Annotated in this window: 18 protein-coding genes; 8 read left to right on the top strand and 10 right to left on the bottom strand. The window is 41.6% G+C overall.

The window, feature by feature from the left end:
* Positions 1-172: 172 nt before the first annotated feature.
* Positions 173-562, top strand: coding sequence for a lysozyme inhibitor LprI family protein (locus VR862_RS05825; protein ID WP_324720025.1), 390 nt, complete (start codon positions 173-175; stop codon positions 560-562).
* Between the two features lie 167 nt (positions 563-729).
* A complete protein-coding gene (gene lepB, locus VR862_RS05820; RefSeq protein WP_324720024.1) occupies positions 730-1,395 on the top strand; it encodes a signal peptidase I in 666 nt (221 codons plus the stop codon).
* A gap of 44 nt (positions 1,396-1,439) precedes the next feature.
* Here lepB and VR862_RS05815 read toward each other — a convergent pair whose 3' ends face one another.
* Positions 1,440-2,405 (bottom strand): IS110 family RNA-guided transposase, encoded by a 966-nt coding sequence (locus VR862_RS05815; protein ID WP_324720023.1) that lies wholly within the window; start codon positions 2,403-2,405, stop codon positions 1,440-1,442.
* A 254-nt stretch (positions 2,406-2,659) separates the two neighbouring features.
* Here VR862_RS05815 and VR862_RS05810 point away from each other — a divergent pair, with 254 nt between their 5' ends.
* The 4 genes from VR862_RS05810 to VR862_RS05795 all read left to right on the top strand — a co-directional run bounded on the left by VR862_RS05810 (position 2,660) and on the right by VR862_RS05795 (position 6,052).
* Positions 2,660-3,295 (top strand): PB1 domain-containing protein, encoded by a 636-nt coding sequence (locus VR862_RS05810; protein WP_324720022.1) that lies wholly within the window; start codon positions 2,660-2,662, stop codon positions 3,293-3,295.
* A gap of 106 nt (positions 3,296-3,401) precedes the next feature.
* Positions 3,402-3,965, top strand: a complete 564-nt coding sequence (locus VR862_RS05805) for a hypothetical protein (protein WP_324720021.1) — start codon at positions 3,402-3,404, stop codon at positions 3,963-3,965.
* 240 nt (positions 3,966-4,205) lie between these two features.
* A complete protein-coding gene (gene murI, locus VR862_RS05800) occupies positions 4,206-4,994 on the top strand; it encodes a glutamate racemase (protein WP_324720020.1) in 789 nt (262 codons plus the stop codon).
* Between the two features lie 149 nt (positions 4,995-5,143).
* A complete protein-coding gene (locus tag VR862_RS05795) occupies positions 5,144-6,052 on the top strand; it encodes a NifU family protein (protein ID WP_324720019.1) in 909 nt (302 codons plus the stop codon).
* A gap of 316 nt (positions 6,053-6,368) precedes the next feature.
* Here VR862_RS05795 and VR862_RS05790 read toward each other — a convergent pair whose 3' ends face one another.
* On the bottom strand, positions 6,369-8,657 hold the full coding sequence (locus VR862_RS05790) for an inorganic phosphate transporter (protein WP_324720018.1): 2,289 nt from the start codon (positions 8,655-8,657) through the stop codon (positions 6,369-6,371).
* 211 nt (positions 8,658-8,868) lie between these two features.
* On the opposite strand from VR862_RS05790, the gene VR862_RS05785 reads away from it, so the two are divergent.
* Complete coding sequence (locus VR862_RS05785) at positions 8,869-9,072, top strand: dodecin family protein (RefSeq protein WP_324720017.1); 204 nt, start codon at positions 8,869-8,871, stop codon at positions 9,070-9,072.
* A 155-nt stretch (positions 9,073-9,227) separates the two neighbouring features.
* The gene (locus VR862_RS05780; protein ID WP_324720016.1) at positions 9,228-10,064 is read left to right on the top strand and encodes a mechanosensitive ion channel family protein; all 837 of its coding nucleotides are present in this window, start codon (positions 9,228-9,230) and stop codon (positions 10,062-10,064) included.
* Between the two features lie 134 nt (positions 10,065-10,198).
* On the opposite strand, the gene tsaB is transcribed toward VR862_RS05780, so the two are convergent.
* The 8 genes from tsaB to VR862_RS05740 all read right to left on the bottom strand — a co-directional run bounded on the left by tsaB (position 10,199) and on the right by VR862_RS05740 (position 18,343).
* A complete protein-coding gene (gene tsaB, locus VR862_RS05775; protein WP_324720015.1) occupies positions 10,199-10,855 on the bottom strand; it encodes a tRNA (adenosine(37)-N6)-threonylcarbamoyltransferase complex dimerization subunit type 1 TsaB in 657 nt (218 codons plus the stop codon).
* A gap of 16 nt (positions 10,856-10,871) precedes the next feature.
* Positions 10,872-12,134, bottom strand: coding sequence for an efflux RND transporter periplasmic adaptor subunit (locus VR862_RS05770; protein WP_324720014.1), 1,263 nt, complete (start codon positions 12,132-12,134; stop codon positions 10,872-10,874).
* A 3-nt stretch (positions 12,135-12,137) separates the two neighbouring features.
* Positions 12,138-13,574 (bottom strand): TolC family protein, encoded by a 1,437-nt coding sequence (locus tag VR862_RS05765; protein WP_324720013.1) that lies wholly within the window; start codon positions 13,572-13,574, stop codon positions 12,138-12,140.
* 59 nt (positions 13,575-13,633) lie between these two features.
* Positions 13,634-14,755, bottom strand: coding sequence for an efflux RND transporter periplasmic adaptor subunit (locus VR862_RS05760; RefSeq protein ID WP_324720012.1), 1,122 nt, complete (start codon positions 14,753-14,755; stop codon positions 13,634-13,636).
* A gap of 24 nt (positions 14,756-14,779) precedes the next feature.
* A complete protein-coding gene (locus tag VR862_RS05755; RefSeq protein WP_324720011.1) occupies positions 14,780-16,042 on the bottom strand; it encodes an ABC transporter permease in 1,263 nt (420 codons plus the stop codon).
* Positions 16,043-16,044: 2 nt separating this feature from the next.
* Positions 16,045-17,289 (bottom strand): ABC transporter permease, encoded by a 1,245-nt coding sequence (locus VR862_RS05750; RefSeq protein WP_324720010.1) that lies wholly within the window; start codon positions 17,287-17,289, stop codon positions 16,045-16,047.
* A complete protein-coding gene (locus tag VR862_RS05745; RefSeq protein ID WP_324720009.1) occupies positions 17,282-17,983 on the bottom strand; it encodes an ABC transporter ATP-binding protein in 702 nt (233 codons plus the stop codon). Before VR862_RS05745 ends, VR862_RS05750 begins: the two co-directional genes overlap by 8 nt.
* Positions 17,984-18,115: 132 nt before the next feature.
* On the bottom strand, positions 18,116-18,343 hold the full coding sequence (locus VR862_RS05740) for a CAMCR motif-containing small membrane protein (RefSeq protein ID WP_324720008.1): 228 nt from the start codon (positions 18,341-18,343) through the stop codon (positions 18,116-18,118).

Raw genomic sequence — 18,343 nt, 5'->3', positions numbered from 1 at the left:
ATCGGTAATCTAAACTGCATCTAACTGCAGCTATAGGCAATGCCTGGAGGAAGTAAAGGACAAGAGGATGGTTATAGTTTAAATCAATAGATTAACTTAATCAGGAAATAATACAAACCAGGCACTGCCCATAGCACGCTTAGTTGGCAACAAGCTGGAAATGCTGAAAACAATGAAAAAACTTATCCTGATTCTATTTTTACTTCTAACTTTTGACTGCTTTGCACAGACCCAGGCCGAGATGAGTCGGGATGCAAACGAATTGTTTAAAAACGCGGACAAAGAATTAAATGAGGTTTATAATCAAATTCTGACTGACTTTAAAAAAGATTCAATTTTTATAGAAAATCTTAAAAAAGCACAACGCTTATGGGTCCAATTCAGAGACGCCGAATTGAATATGAAATTCCCAGCCTATCCGGGAAATCATTATGGCTCAATGTTACCTATGTGTCGCGCATTTTACCTAAAAGAACTGACTGAAAACAGAACAGAAACTTTGAGAGCCTGGTTAGGTGTTGAAGAATTGGATGCCTGTAACGGATCAGTAAGAAGTGAGTAAACCCAGTTGCCAACAATGAATAACACAAATTGCGGAATACCTCTAAAAAATGGCATTTTTGACTACTTTTAAAAAGTAGTCTTTAAGAGATAAATTCGAGTTCCCAATCCGCAACTTGCGTTATTCGGGACGTTGTGCCCAATATTAAAAAAACTTAACCTAAATAAATGTATACAACTAAAAAAGCTGCGGTAGTTATTACCTTAATTGTTCTCTTTCTATTTATAATTAAAAGCACCGGATTGTTTAACTGGTATAATATGGTAACCCATACAATGGAACCTGCTATTCAACAAGGTAGCACTGTTTTCATATCCAATATTCCTGAAATTAAAAATGATGACATAATAATTTTCGAGATGGAGAATTTTCCAGGTCCTGTCGTCTTCAGAGCAGTCGGAAAAGAGGGTGATACAGTCGAAATAAAAAATGGAGTTGTATTTCTTAACGGACAAAAAGAGGATCAAGAGAAAACGTTAGGACAGTATAAGGTGCCAAAAAGTAAGTTTTTGCAAATAAAGGATTCGGATCAAGTTTTTCACTCGTATCAATCGGCTCATTTGACTTATATCGATACTTTTATGGTTGCAGTGAATAGAAATTTTGCAAATTCCCTGAACCTTGAAGAACTGATTTACGACAAATCTGTTGAAGAGCAAGAAATCGCAAATAAATACAGTGAGAATTGGAATAGAGACAACTTTGGACCACTAGTAATTCCAGAAGGAAAATACTTTGTTTTAGGTGATAACAGAGGAGATTCCTATGATTCTAGATATTTCGGACTTCTTGATAAAAATAATATTAAAGGAAAGGTCTTATTTAGAACCTAAAAAATACTGGGCACAACAAAGAACTGAGTTAAAAAACAAGTTCTCTACGCTAATTTCGAAACAAAATTTTCCTCATAAGGCAGACCTGATTTAGCGATAGCAAATGCCTGTTTCAGTAGCTTGTTACATACAGCGATAAGAGCCAACTTTTTACTTTTACCTTTTGCTATAATGCGTTCATAGATCTCCTTACAGGCTTTGTTGTGTTTGCAGGCCGAAAAACTGCACATAAATAAGAGATTCCTAAGCTTTGCATTTCCCATCTTGGTTATCCGGCTACGGCCTCTCACACTGGTCCCGGACTCTCGTAACGTTGGTGTAATCCCTGTATAGCTACAGAGTTGCCTGGCATTTTCAAAATTGGAAAATCCATCGGTCAGGACAATTAGCATAATGGCTGTTTTACTGCCCATTCCTGGAATACTTTTTAGAAGGGTCAATTGTTTTTGTTGTTCTTCTTTGACGATCTCCATCAGGCGGTCCTCCAGGATCTTGATTTCTTTTTGTACAGCTTTTAAAGAGCGATTCAAAGAATGATATACTGTTTTAGATGGTTTCCCCAAGGTTTTCTCTCCGTGCAGCTTATTTTTTAAGGCAGTGCTTTGCTTTAAATAGATATCGATAAGACGCATGAGCTGTAAACATTCCGCCTGGTTCTTGTCTCTTGCAGTATATAAGGGAACCTCATTTACAGTGGCATACTCACAGATAGCTTTAGCATCAGATTTATCTGTTTTCTCCTTAGATAATTTCATCTGTATAAACCTCTTAACTGACAATGGATTTACTACAGAGACCTTTACGCTTTGCTCATACAGGAACTGAGCCAACCGGTAATGATAATATCCTGTGGCTTCCATTACCACTAAAGCATCGGCAGGAAGAGCTTTTTGAAAGGCTTTAAATCCCTTAGCATCATTCTTAAACTGAAAGTGAGTTCCTTTAGAGTCTACAACATCGAAAACATTTTTACTAATGTCTACTCCATAAATTTGGTTACATTTATTCATAGATAATTGATTAGGAAAGGACACCTACTTTGCTTTCAACATAACCTTACTCCTCTCTTTTGTTCTTTCTGGTTAATGGATAAAAGTTAGGAAATCAAACTTAAGACATATAAAAACAATGCTTAAACCTGTCTCGATTCGAAAGTCCGTGCTCGCTTGCAGCGCCTGATTGTCCTGCGGACAATCAAGCTTGCCAGCTCGCACAGTTTTTATACGGGACGTTGTGGTTAATATGACATCGACAAACCCATAAAATGAAAAATATCCTATTCTTTATAATTTTCTTGAGTTCTATATCAGCGATCTCACAAGATAGTTATGAAGGTACTTTTTGGAGAGCAAATCTGGTTGATACCTATGAGTCTATAAAATTTAATAACGATGGTACGTTTGAATACAAAAAAGGTGGGGACTTAGGAGATCCTAAACCAAGTAAAGGAGAATACCAATTTTTAGATGACCTTCTAATCTTAAATTTCAATAATTCTCAATCCAAAAAATTAGGCTTTCACAAAACAGACATTTGGAGAAATCAGAATGATTCTGTTATGGTAAATTTTAAAGTGATGGATCATAAAGGAAACCCTCTTGAACACGCCTGGGTTTATAACGCAAATAGCAAATCACAAATTCGGACGGATAATAATGGGACTGCAAATATTCGTTTAGAAAAAGAAAACAATACTTCAGATTTCATAATTACCTGGATTGGATTTGAGCGTTATGATCTCAAAGTAGATTTGAATTATAACCAGAAAGTTGAAATCTATTTAACGGAGGATCTTCAAGATATTCCCATTAGAAATCAGATTGATACTCTAAAAGTAACTGAATTACATAAAACGTATTTTGTCACTGATGGAAGTATTAAATGGGAAAAATCGGACTAAAAATACTAACCACAACAGCATAAAAACGCCATTGAAAATAACGGCGTTTATACGCGAACGTTGTAGCACATTCTGATTTTACAAAAACAAAAGCATTTTTACTTTAATGAAATTAAGATTAACTGTAACGTCTATCCTGATATTTTGTATAGTCAGTTGTGGAACTCAACAGAAAGGGATTAACGAAGATCAAGATGATCGATATGCAATTATCGAAACAGTAAAGTATGGTGAAGATGGATTATATTACAAAACTTTGTCTTACGAAGAACTTCCCTTCAATTATAAGTTTTCTTACGAGCAGATCAATCAGAACAATGTGAGATACAACTCAATTACAGAAGAAGATAGATTTATAAATTTTGACACAATTTTCAATGAAAAGCAACGGAAGGAAATTAACAATAACCTTAAAAATTTAAAATCTGTAAAATTGAGACGGTCTGAAATGTCTAACCCTAAAGTTCTATCCAAAAAACGCAGCCCTTACGGCACTCCTATGGAGAAACAAATTGGTTATAGTTCTATTACGTTTCCTTTTGTAGTTGAGGGAGAAAATGGCGACAGATATGGATTTATGTATAGAGATAGCGGACTGTTGTATATTTATAAAAAGGAGAATGATCTTTGGAACGAATTTGCCAGACTTGAAATACACTTGGTGAATTAATCCCTCTAAAAGGCGGAGAACTTGTGAGGTGACAGGAGAAAGAACGTGCTACAACAACCTATAAAAACAATGCTTAAACCTGTCTTAAACGGAAAGTCCCTGGTCGCTTGCAACGCCTGATTATCCAAAAATCCGGATAATTAAAAGATCCCTTTTAGAGGGATTTGCGCCTTCTACTTATATTTAAAAAAAGTAACGAAAACTGCGCATCATTGATGCGCAGTTTTTATTTTTACAGGAATGAGTAAAGATAAGCCAATTGGCATTTTTGATTCGGGTGTTGGCGGCACTTCCATCTGGAAAGAAATCCACCACCTGCTCCCTCTCGAACATACCATTTATTTGGCTGACAGCGCCAATGCTCCTTATGGCGAAAAACCTTCAGAAGAGATCCTTAGGCTAAGTGTAAAGAACACGGAGAAACTAATTGCCATGGGTGCTAAAATTATTGTTGTGGCCTGCAATACAGCCACTACAAATGCCATCTCCCGGTTAAGAACCTCATACAACCTGCCTTTTATTGGAATAGAACCTGCAATCAAACCGGCAGCCTTGCAAAGCAAAGCTAAATGCATTGGAATACTAGCCACCAAAGGAACCCTTTCCAGTGCCCTTTTTGCTAAGACATCAGACCTTTACTCCAGGGACAACAAGATCATTGAAGTAGTGGGAAAAGGTCTTGTAGAGCAGATCGAAAAAGGGCAAAAAGATTCCCCTTTTATAAAAGCTATGCTCACCGAACTCCTGCAGCCAATGCTCAAAGCAGGAATAGATCATCTCGTACTGGGCTGCAGCCATTATCCTTACCTCATCCCGAGCCTGAAGGAGATCCTGCCACCGCATGTGCAGATCATAGACTCGGGTATGGCCGTGGCAAAACAAACCAAAGTGGTACTTCAAAGCCTCGACCTGCTGACGGACATGCAACAACATATCCCCGAATTCTATACTAATGGAGATCCCAAAGTACTACAAACCATCATCCCATCTCCCGCCGGGTCTTTTGTGGTGAAACAAATGGATTTTTAGGAAACAGGGTTAGGTATTAAGGGCAGAAAGAAATTCCCACCCTCAATCTTTCAATAGGAAGTATTCAATTTAAGATCAAAGAACTTCGTACTTCCAACATCTTAAGTCTAACTTCCCTTTAAAAGTTGTATTTTTGCAAAAATTTCAAAATGAAAAATATCACTATAAATATTCAGCCTACTACTAAACCTACTATAGTAAAGTTTGAGGCCAATATATTCCTTACGAAGCACGAAAGTTTTGAGTTTAAAAATATTGAGGAAGCAGATCGCTCTCCCCTGGCTCAACAGCTGTTCCACTTACCTTTTGTGAAGACGGTTTATATAGCTCAAAATTTTGTAGCCATAGAGAAATACAACATTGTTCACTGGAAAGATGTGCAGCATGAAATAGCAGAACAAATCCAGTCTTTCCTTAACAATGGCGGGGTTGTAGTGACACCTTCGGAAGAAGAAGCCAAAAAGATCCCGGTCACTGTCTACGCAGAAAGCACTCCGAATCCAACGGTGATGAAATTTGTTTCTAACAAGAAGCTTGTACTGCAGAGTGTGGAATTCAAGAACATAGACGAGGCTAAGAATGCTCCGCTGGCAAAAGCACTTTTCCATTTCCCCTTTGTGAAAGAAGTTTTTATAGATGAAAACTACCTCTCGATCATGAAGTTTGACATAGCCGAATGGGAAGAGATTACCCAGGAGCTACGGGAATTCATAAGAGAATTCCTGGAACAGGGAAAAGAAGTCTTGACGGAAGACCACGAGCACACTTCAGCTTCAAAAAACGAGAATATGGCACCCGCTCCCGAAGTGCAGCTGGAAGGCACTTCAAAAGAAATCGTGGCTATTCTGGATGAGTATATAAAGCCTGCAGTTGCAAGTGACGGCGGGAACATTATGTTTGAAAGTTATGATGAGGAGCAAAAACTGGTAAAGGTGATCCTGCAGGGTGCATGCAGCGGCTGTCCATCTTCTACTATTACTCTTAAGAATGGAATTGAAACCATGCTTAAAGATATGCTCCAGGGACGCGTGGAACGCGTGGAAGCCATCAATGGGTAGAGAACAGGAAGGAACGAGCAGTTTCCAAAATATATAGCCGGAACACAAAGTGGTTCCGGCTTTTTTATGCCTGGATGCCAGGAACGCACAAGTTCCTGTAAATACCCTTCAAAAATGGTATTTTAGACTACCTTTAAAAATCAGGCAACCAACAACAGAAATGAATATGGAAAATCTCATCCTCACCGGACTTATCTTAGTCATCATTTACCAGATCTACTCGCCCCACAGGAATGTAACTAGGCTTGTAAAGCAAGTGGAGGAGCTAAAAGATAAATTAGACAGCTCCCAAAAACTTCGCCCTTAACCTGCAGTTTTATTTTAGTGGCAATCCTGCATCAGGAAAATGCGTGGTCTGTACCGCGATATTGAACTCTCTGTAAAGTTCGAGAAGGTTCATTGTAGAAGTGATAAGGTCACGGGTCTCCAGAAGTAACCCAAAATAAAGTTCTGAATTCTTGGGGCTACTTTCAGTAGTCCTGATCCTTTTGATCTGTTTCTCGACCAGTTCCCCTACATCATTCAAAAGATCCTGTTTCCCGGCCAGGACCACATCGATCCTTGCAAAATCCTGTTCATCGAAAATGTTCTGGATCTCATCAAATAAGGCCTGCATCTTATCATCTACCCTTTTTAGATCCCTTATCTGATTAAATTTAAGATTCTTGTGATTGTTGTTGACGTGATTATAGCTGTTCCTGGTAATGTAGCCAATTGACTGCACTATATCCTGCAGGTAATCCAGGATAAGAATGTAAAAACGGTTGGAATCCAGGGAACCTTCTTCAATGGTCTTAATGAAATAAAAGACATTGCGCTTTAGCTCATCAATTTCAGATTCCAGTTTCTTGATGGATTTTTTATTCTTTTTGAGCTTACTCTTGTCATAGTACCCAAGGTTCTTCACCGTCTTGGAAAACATTTGATTTACCCCACATACAATGCTGGAAATATTCTTGGAGCTTTCCACCACAATGTCATTGATGGTACTAATATCATTTCTTCGGAAAGGTTTCTTCCGCTTTTTCTCCTTCTCTTTCCTGGAATGAAGTACAAAGCTACGGGCAATACTAAAGATGGCCAGTCCAATAAGAATAGTAATAGCTATAATTCCGCCGAAATAGATGATAGCGGCAAAGAGCGCAGCTGCCGAAAATGCCACCAGGGCTGTAACCAACCACCCGCCGATCACATTTACTACCCCGGCCACTCTGTAAACAGCACTTTCCCTATCCCAGGCCCTATCGGCTAAGGAGGTACCCATTGCAACCATAAAAGTAACATAGGTAGTTGATAGCGGAAGCTTTAGACTGGTACCGATAGAGATCAAAATACTGGCAACAACGAGATTGACAGAGGCACGCACGAGGTCAAAAGCAGGTGTATCTTCAGAATCTCTTGTAAATGCCCTCGGCTTTTGAAATTTTTCCTCGATCTTTTTGCTAATGATCTGCGGAGTTATGGCACCCATTACATTACCTAACATCACAGAATACCGAACTATTCCGCGCGAAAGGAAATTGGGATCAAATCTTTCTGTCACCTCTCCCTGCCTCGAAAGGTTTACACCTGTCTCAACAACGTTGCGGGCCTTTCTCGAAAACCATAGGGTAATGACCATCACTGCACCGGCTCCCAATAAAAGAAAAGCAGGTGTTGCGACCTCCCCCTGCAATCCACTCATCAGGAATTCTGAAGGCAGAGTTCCGGCTGAAGTGTATGCGGCCTGCCATAATTCAAAAGATTGCCAGGCGGCAATCGGTACTCCTATAAAGTTTACAAGGTCATTTCCGGCAAAGGCAAGGGCAAGTGAAAAAGTTCCAACCAGAATAATGAACTTGAGGATATGAGTTTTGAACAGGCTCATTAGTAATTGCGAAATTACCGTAAAGACTACTAAGCCTATTGCAATAATGATCAGGGTGTTGTTGTCCAGGTAATTGAGAAACTCTTTAGAAACAAAGGTGACCGATTTTAAACCTTTTAAAAGGATAAAATACAGGATGGCAGTAAGAGATACACCTCCAAAAACAGCACCTGCGTATTTTATTTTTTTCTCGAATTGAAATGAAAAGATGAGGCGTGAGAAATACTGTACTATGGCACCAATGAGAAAAGCAATAACGACAGCCAGGAGGATTCCAATTATAATTTCGGTCGCCTTGGAAGTATTGATATAATTAAAAATTTCCCCGTAATCTCCTGTGTCATAGTAGATCTTGATCACTGCCATACTTACGGCAGCCCCTAAGAGCTCAAAGACAATTGAAACTGTGGTCGAAGTAGGTAATCCCAGGGAATTAAAGAAGTCCAGGAGCAATACATCTGTGATCATTACAGCCATGAAGATGATCATGATCTCCTCGAAATAGAACTCTCCCGGCATGAAGATCCCCTTACGGGCTACTTCCATGATCCCGCTCGAAAAGATAGCGCCCACCCCTACTCCTATACTGGCGACTATAAGGATCGTCTTCATTGGAAAAGCGCGGGATCCAATAGCCGAACTAAGGAAGTTGATCGCATCGTTGCTCACCCCTACAACCAAGTCGGTCACGGCAAGGCCAAAAAGGGCAACCAGCATTACGATGTAAATGTCTTCCATAAGGAAAAGCAGGTTTTGCTATTCAAATTTAGGAATTATTTACTGAAAGGCCGGGAAATCTATAAATTCAACCTTTACGGCAACATTTCGAGGCCCAGGAGCTTTTTCTCAAATAAAGGTTTAACAGTTTATTGCCAAAAGGACGGCAAGGAAATTTGTATATTGATATTCAATCAATTAAAGAAATTGCTAACCTAAAAAAGAAATTATCATGGCAGTAATGAAAGTACTGGAAATTATGGCTAACTCAAACCAAAGCTGGGAAGAAGCCGTTAAAAATGCAGTAAGAACCGCAGCAAAATCTGTAAAAAATATTAGGTCTGTTTATGTAAAAGACCAAACCGCCAATGTAGAAGGTGATAGTATTACAGACTACCGGGTGATCGTCAAGATCACTTTTGAAGTAGATGCCTAGAACACAGGCACAATTTAATTAGTTAACTAAGCTTCCTTCGGGAAGCTTTTTTAGTTACTGAGTTACCGGATTCGCTGGTTTTTTGTTTATTTTAACATTCTAAAAACGTTTAAAAAAGCTGATATTTTCACCTTTGCAGCAAATCAATACTTTACATGGAGGAGATTACCAACTTTAAAGACATTTCTGAAGAATATTTTGAAAAATTCCTGGGTTACCTGCCCGATCTTTTAGGTGCACTTTTATGGCTCGTAATTGGCTGGTGGCTTATAAAGCTTATTATAGGATATTTGCGGAAATTCTTTGCAAAGAGTAATCACGATCCCGCGCTAACAAAATTCCTTTTAAACCTGGCCAACGGGATACTCCTGGTGCTACTGCTTATTAGTGTGGTAGGTATGCTGGGGATAGAGACCACCTCGTTTATTGCCATTTTAGGAGCCGCAGGTTTAGCGATTGGCCTTGCCCTGCAGGGGTCGCTTTCCAACTTTGCAGGAGGTGTTCTCATTCTCTTGCTCAAACCTTTTAAACTGGGAGACTGGATTGAAGTCAACGGCATCTCGGGAAGTGTAAAGGATATTTCCATGTTCTATACGAAGCTCAATACTTTCGGAAATCAATTAGCTATTATTCCAAATGGGGAGCTCTCCAACGAAAACATCATCAACTATTCGGCTGAAGATAAAAGAAGGGATGCCATCACCATAGGAATTTCCTACGACAGTAATATCAAACTGGCTAAGGATACCCTCATGGGCCTACTTAAGGAGCAGGAAGATATTCTTGAAGATCCGGCTCCTGCGGTTGTAGTGACCGAACTGGCCGATAGCTCTGTAAATCTTTCGGTGAGATTCTGGGCTAAAAATGAGGTTTTTTGGGATCGTCACTGGTATACTATTGAAGAGGCAAAAACCCGACTTGAAGCTGCCGGTATTTCCATCCCTTTCCCTCAACGCGATGTGCATTTCTTTAACCACAGTAAAGAAGAGTGACCAATGGTCAGTGGTCAGTGATCGGGAATAGGTGAAAGTTTCTTTTAAGCGGAGGTTCAGATTAAAGTCCAGATCTGAACCATAAAGTTAATTTTGAATCTTGAAGCCTAAATTTTAAATCTTGAATCCCAAATCTATCCCGCCTGAAAATCCTTTAGATAGTAGGGCTCGAAGTAAGCTACGTCTTCAAACTTTTTCTTCTGAAGTTTCTCTTCGGCCAGGATCAGCATTTCTGCAGCCGAAGGTAATCTATCTTCAATGAAAGTGGCATTGGGATGATCACAGATGTTCCTGAATTTCTCAACTCCGTTTCCAATAAAAGTTACCGCAGCATTTTCAAGGTATTTAGAAAACGAATCGGGTGTCAGGATCTCGGCGCGGGTATCAAAGACCTGCCGGTTTTCTGAAGTAAATCCGGCGGAATAGACTTCCATCCTGCGGGCATCCAAAAGTGGGATAATAAAGCCGTCTTTTTCCTGCTTTACCTGCAGGGCAAAAGACTTGAGCGTGGGTACTGAGATCAGGGGAAGATCAAGAGCAAAACAAAATCCTTTTGCCGCAGAAACACCAATTCTCAGACCTGTATAAGACCCCGGACCTTTACTAACGGCTATCGCCGAAAGATCCTTTGCCTGCACCTCATTTTCCTTTAGGATCTCCTCTATGAAGATGTGCAACCTTTCGGCATGCGAGTAACTCTTGCTGTAGTCTTCTTTTAAAGCCAGCAGTTTTCCATTCTTTCCCAGTGCTACCGAGCAGTTAGTGGTAGCTGTTTCAATACATAAAATCACAGCCGCAAGATAAGGATTATTCCGTTTCTTGTTTTACCTCAACTTTATCGCCCGGTTTTAGAACCTTGGTGACTGTATTGTAGGGTCCGGTAATGACTTCCTCTCCTTCTTCCAGGCCTTGAGTGATCTCTATTCGGGCGTCATCCTGAATTCCCGTTTGCACTACACGCATCTTTGCCTCATCACCTTCTTTGACATAAACAGTCTCAAAAAGTTGTTCGGGAGCAGCTGTTTCTTTTACATTTCTGCGATTACCGGCTGTAGTATCTGTCTTGACCACCACAGCGCTTATAGGCACAGCAATAACGTCATCTCTACGATTGGTAATAATGTCTACTGTGGCCGTCATTCCCGGCCTAAAAGGGGAATAATTCTCCGGCTTTCCTTCAAGAAGGTGATCGTAAGATTCTTTAAGAATTCTCACCTTTACCTTAAAGTTGGTCACCTGGTCTGCCGTGGCTGTCGCATTGGCCGAGTTGGAAATTTCTGTAACCACACCCTTGAATTCCTGCTTTAGGTATGCATCCACTTCAACAATGGTAGAATCACCTATAGAGACCTTTACAATATCATTTTCGTTTACATCTACCTCAACTTCCATATCGGTAAGATCGGCGACCCTAAGGATCTCCGTTCCGGCCATTTGCTGGGTTCCTACCACTCTTTCTCCAAGTTCGGCATCAAGAGAGGAAATGGTACCGCTCATGGGCGCATAGATATTTGTTCTGCCAAGGTTTTCTGCAGCTTCCTTAACACTGGCTTCGGCACTCCTTACGTTGTAAAAAGCTGCCTGTCTTGTTGCTTGTGCAACTTCATAGGCAGAGACGATCCTGTCCCATTCTGCTTTGGAAATAATACCTTTCTCAAAAAGGGATTTGTTCCGCTCGTAATTGGCTTCAGCTTCTTTTAGAGAGGCTTCGGCCTGTGAAAGTCCGGATCTAATGTTCTGTAGCCCGGCGCGGGAACGCTCCAGGTTGGACTGGTAGATCTCGGGATTTACTCTCACCAACAGATCCCCTTTTTGAACCTGCTGTCCTTCAACTACCGGAAGTTCGATAATTTCTCCCGAAACTTCCGAAGAAAGTTTTACCTCCACCTCGGGCTGAATCTTCCCGGTAGCCGAAACTTTCTCAATTACATCAAACCTCTGTACTTCTGTAACCTCAACTTGTTTGAAATTCCCCGATTTGCCAAACCAGCCGGCTTTTTTACCAACAACCAGCAGCACAACAATGACAAGGGCAATTCCTGCAATAATGTAAATAGTTTTTTTCTTCATTATTTAAAATTTGAGGTCTGTAATGGGCACTCCAAAATAGAGCTCCAAAACTTTTAATTTAAAGATGTAATCATACTTTGTCCTTACGACTTCACTCTCGGCATTTTCAAGATTGAATTTCGCCTGGCTGAAATCAAAGGCATTGGTCATTCCAACGTTATACCTTTCTGTAGCATATTCGTAAGCCAGTAATTGTGCTTCCCGAGCTACCAGGGCTGCTTCATAAGCTTTTAAGGCTCCACGGGCGTCTGTATAGGCCTGGTAGACGTTTGCTTCCAGGTCAAGTTTTGTCTGCTCAAGTTGATATTCAGAGCGCAGTACTCCAACCTCCCTCCTCTTTACCTGATTTCGGGTAGCGAATCCATTGAAGATTGGCACACTTAACTGTATTCCGTAAGAAATACCGTCATTGAGCTGAAGCTGCTCAAAAAATGGCAACGGATTTCCAATTTCAGTCGCCATGTTTGGCGCCACTACGATCTCTTCTGTAGCCTCAACAAAACCAATTTGGCGGTAAGGCTCATCTGGGTCGAGTCCTGCTGCACGGATCCTTCCGGCACCAGATTCCCTGGTATTGTAGTTGAAGAAGGCGCCAAGGGTTGGCCAGTAAGCGCCGCGGGCGATCTCCAGTTCCTTTTCGGCTAGTTTCCTGTTCATTTCGGCTACCTGTACTTCATATCGCTCTTCTTCGGCCACATCAATAACTTCAGAAACCGGTACTTCAAGAATTTCACTTCCGAAGATATCGTAGTCTCTTTCGGCAATATCGAAGTTCTCATAATCTTTGATGAGCAGCAGCTGCGCTAAGGAAATTAGAGAAATCTCGATCTGGTTCTCGGCTACGATCATACGTTGCACTTCGTTGGCCGCTGTAGCCTTGATCTCAAGAAGATCTCCCCTGGGTAAGGAACCTGCCTCTACAAGGGCTTCGGCTCTTTCCAGTTGCTCAAGGGTAATTTGGTGCTGTGCCTCAATTACTTTAAGGTTTTCCTTGTTAAATAAAACCTGCAGGTAAGCATTGGCAACAAAAAGGGTAATGTCATCCTTCATTTGCTCCAGCGAATATTCGCTGGCCAGTTTTGCCATTTTTGCATATTGGTATTGCTTGAAGTTCCTCAAGCCGTCAAACAGTGTGAGACCTGCTGTAACTCCTGCAGAGAAGTTTCGGGTGGTTTGCGTTTGAAGGATCCCTGTGGTGACATTTTGGGTAAGACCGGTATTCCAAGAATTGGAAGCCGAAGCATTTACACCGGGAAGAAAATTTCCGAAGGCATCAGAGATCTGTATATCGGCCAGTTCTACATCCAGCTGGGATTGCTTTACCGAAATGTTGTTCTCGAGTGCATAGGCTATACATTCCTGAAGTGTCCATTCCCTTTGTTGAGCAAAACCAAACAAGCCTGAGGAAAGGAAAACTGCAGTCAATAAAAATCTTTTCATAATGGTAGTTGTAAAATATAAGTCTGTAGTTAGCTGCTTTTGTTACACCTGTGCAATCACTATTGCGCCTGTGCCATAGGACCAACCGGTTTTAGCTGATTCCAAACCTTGATCTTGTCATTGGCAGAAAGTCCATTCTTCACCTCTACAAAGATCCCGTCACTCACCCCCAGCTCCACATCCCTGCGCTCAAACTGTTGATCGCCGGTAGCCACTTCTACAAAAGGTTGTTGTGTCTTTGGATCGAACTGGATAAGAGCTTCTCTTACTGCAAGCACGTTTTCTGCTCTTGCCAGGATAATAGAAGCATTCGCGCTCAATCCGGCTCTTATAAAGGTGCTGTCTGCTTTGTCAAGGGTCCCTTCAATATCGAATTGTATAGCTCCATTCTCTTCTACGCCCTTGGGAGCGATGTAATCAAGGACTGCATTAAAGGTCTTATTCTCAATAGCACCTACAGTCACTTCGAGAGGCAGATTTTCCTTGATCTTTCCAACTTCACTTTCATCTACCTTTCCTTCAAAGATCATTTCGTTGACGTCGGCAAGAACGGCAATAGTAGTTCCGTCATTGAAATTATTGCTCTCAATTACCTGGTTCCCCACTTTCACAGGAACATCGAGCACCATTCCTTCTACCGTAGAACGAATCATAGTGTTGGCTGCAGTTCCAAGTCCACTGGTGGTTCCGGTACGAACGATCTCGTAATTCTGTTGGGCCGATTTATAGTTTTGTTCTGCTCTTTTATAAGCTACCTGTGCGTTATCAAATTCATTGGCAGAGATCACTCCCTTCTCAAAAAGGCCTTTTTGACGCTCGTAGTTTTTTGTCTCGTTATCGAAATTGATCCTGGCAGTCTGTACAGCATCTTTAGCACTTTGTAAAGAAGAAACGTTTGGGATCACCCTTATCTTGGCAATCTGGTCACCTGCCTTCACCCTGTCGCCTGCCTCAATGTAGATCTCTTCAATAATTCCTGAAATGTTCGGCTTTATCAATACCTCCTCTTTTGGCACAATATTTCCTGTGGCTACCGTCTTTTTCACAACAGTTTGTTCTGAAGCCTGTTCGGTCTCATAAACTGTTGGATCCTCCTGATTCTTTGCGTACAGATAGTACAAAGCACCGGTAAAAGCTACGGCTATTACAACCAGGATCAGGATAGTTACAACTCTTTTCATTCTGTTATTTATTTGTATTTGATTTTATTCTGTTCTTAATGCATCTACTGGTTTAATTCTAATCGCATTCTGGGCGGGGATCAAACCTGCGAGTAATCCCGATATGATAAGGATGGCCAGTGCCACCATGACCACGCCGAGGTTTACACTTGGATTGAGGAACATCATTTCTGAAGTGTCCATTCCGCTCAAAATATTGTTTACAAGGGCGATCACTCCCGTGGCAAGAACAATTCCCGCCATTCCTGAAATAATGGTAAGAAAGATTGATTCCATCAGGATTTGACCTCTTATTGCCCAGGGAGTTGCTCCCAGTGCCCGTCTTACTCCAATCTCGTTGGTACGTTCCTTTACTACGATGAGCATAATATTGCTTATTCCAATAATCCCTGAAAGTAGAACCAGTATACCTACGAAATAAGCCACCCCTTTTAAGGCGATGAACAAGCCGTTGATCTTATTGTACTCCTCAAAAAGGTCAAAATTACCTACCGCTCTGTCATCTTCGGGATGTATGGAATGCCTGGATTTGATCACGTCGATCACCTGACTTTTAAGCTCTGTAATTGAAGAGCCATCCTGAGCGGTGATCGCCATCCATCCTACATCGTTGCCCCGATTGAAAGCCTGGGAAAAAGCAGTAAACGGCACAAAGATCTGTTTCTGCTGTTCTTCGGCATTCCCGTTATTGCCCTTCTTTTTATAGGTGCCTATAACCATGAAATTCACACCGTTTATCTTTATATAGCTTCCAAGAACCTCTTCTCCCTGATCATACAAAGTGGTGCGTACTCCTTCTCCTATTACGGCGACCTTTCTCTTGTCATTGATGTCTGAATAGTTGATGAACCTTCCGGAAGTGATATCCATTGGTTCCTGCTGAATGATCTCGGGATAATCACCATAGACATTAAAAGCACCGGTATTCAATCCACGAACCACATTGTTGGCACCTCCAAAGCCTCCCAACTGGTTGCGGGGAGACACGAACCTCATATTGGGCACTTCCCGCTTGATTGCAGCTACATCGTCTATTTTAAAACTATATCTTCTTCCTTTAGGCAAACCTTTATGAGGTTTTGAGGTGACCTGGGTCCACATGAACATTGAGTTTGTTGCCATTCCGCCAAAACCCTGTTTCACGCCATTCTCGAGTCCTTTTCCTGCAGCGAGCAGGATCACAAGGATAAATATTCCCCAAAGCACTCCAAAAGCGGTAAGCACTGTTCTAAACCAGTTCGCACTAAGCGCTTCAAGTATTTCGTCCCAATTATCTCTACTGAACATGCTTATTCATCTCTTAATGCTACAATAGGTTTGATCCTTGCCGCCCGGTAGGCCGGGAAAAATCCTGCGAGGGCTCCCGCAATGATTAGAATGATCACCGTGGTTAACGCAACCCCAAAATCTACTGAAGGATTTGCAATAAAGTTCGTTTCTATCATGGGTCCTACAAGCTCCAGCAATGCAAGACTGCCAATGAGTCCGACGAGACCAGCAATGGCTGTCACAAAAATCGATTCGTGCAACACCATGCCTACGATGGAAAGTGGTTCGGCTCCAAGAGCCTTTCTCACTCCGATCTCGCGGGTCCGTTCTTTAACTATAATCAGCATGATATTACTCACCCCTACTATTCCTGCGATGATGGTGCAGATCCCTACTCCCCAGAAGAAGAATTTGATCATATCCATTAGGTCATAGAATCGCTTTGCATTTTCCAGGGAATTATTGATGTTGATCGCCCTGGTATCTTCGGGGGCAATCGTGTGCTGTTCTTTCAGGAATTGTTGTAATTCTGCAGAAAATTTTGTGGAAGCTGCTAAAGCCGCCTCAAAATTATCCTCTTTCTCAAGGGTAAAGGCCATGTTGTTGATATAGTGCTGCCCGTTAAAAACTCTTTGACCAGTTGATAATGGCACATAAACCCTGTTCTCTTCCCGTTCCCCTCCGGGATCTGCAAAGACACCAATAACTTTAAAATTAATTCCCGAGATCTCGACATATTGCCCAACAGGATCTGCCTCCTTAAAAAGGTCATTTTTGACCCGGTTTCCAATGACGGCTACTTTTTCATAGTTCCTGTGATCCAGATAATTGAGATATCGGCCATTGGCCATTGTACTGTTTTCCAGGAATTGATAATCGGGTAGAACCCCTTCAACCCTGTAAGAGCCGGTCTCCTTTTTGTAGTTCACTACGCCATTCCAGATCCTGTATACTGCCGATTTGTACTCAAGCTCATCAACATATTTTTGAGCTGTGGTTTGATAATCTGAATTCCTTAATCTTATTTCCCGTCCCGGGTTTAGTCCCTTGTGCTCAACAGAGGTTCTTCCCGTCCATATGTAGAGAATATTGGCAGCATCCTGCTCAAATTCGGCAGAGATCCCGTTCCTCATTCCCTGCCCTATTCCCAGGAGAATGACAAGAATGAAAATTCCTGAAGCAACAGAAAGTCCGGTAAGAAATGTTCTTAATTTGTTCTTTCGGATGGTGTCGAAGATCTCTTCCCAACGTTCCAGACTAAACATACTGCAGTGCCTTTACCTGATCTACTTTTTTGTCGTCGATGATCACCCCGTCCTTTAGGTTGACGATGCGTTTTGTCATATTGGCTATATCATGCTCATGCGTAACTATGAGGATGGTACGGCCTTCTTCATTGATCTTTTGAATAAGGTCCATGACCTCATAGGAAGTTTTGGTATCTAGAGCACCTGTAGGCTCATCGGCCAGTAAAACCTTTGGGTCACTGGCTAGCGCCCTTGCTATAGCAACTCTTTGCTTTTGCCCTCCCGAAAGTTCGTTGGGCAGGTGTTGTGCCCAGGGAGTAAGACCAACCTTATCGAGATAGGCCATAGCCCTTTCCATTCTCTCTTTGCGCTTCATGCCCTGGTAATACAGCGGCAGCGCAACATTATCGAGAGCAGATTTGTAGTTAATCAGGTTAAAAGACTGAAAAATGAAGCCCAGGAATTTATTCCGGTAACGGGCGGCAATCTTTTCATTCAGGTTTTTGATGGGAACACCATCCAGGGTATATGTACCGGCATCGGCTTCATCCAGCATTCCCAGAATGTTGAGAAGAGTGGATTTTCCAGAACCTGAAGATCCCATGATAGATACGAGCTCCCCTTCAGCAACATTAAAGTTTATTCCCTTGAGGACATGAAGGGAATTACTTCCGGTCTTATAAGACTTGTGTAAATCTTTGATTTCAATCATACGGGGTATAATTCCAATTTATAATCGGGGGTCAACCATTAGACTGGTAAAATCAAGAAATGTTACATTTTTCAAAAAAAAAGATTTCTGAAAAAGCACATTTTCGGGAGGGAAGGAAAGGAAAGAAGTAAATTACTCCTGGGCGCGGGATTTCTTGCGAGACCTCCAGATGAAGTAGGCAACCCCGGCCATTAGCAGGTATGGAAAGATCATCAAATACATGATCCCGTCATTGATACCTTCAGCGGCCGATTGACCTTCTTCAGTTTCAAGAACGGCGCGACACATAGCACACTGTGCATCTACATCTAACGTGATGAACAAAACCAGAGCTAATGTGAGCAGAATGCGGATCTTCAT

The organism is Salinimicrobium aquimaris, assembly GCF_035607535.1.
GTDB lineage: Bacteria > Bacteroidota > Bacteroidia > Flavobacteriales > Flavobacteriaceae > Salinimicrobium.
Note: the sequence above shows the minus strand (reverse complement) of the source record. Positions and strands in the feature narration are given on the sequence as shown.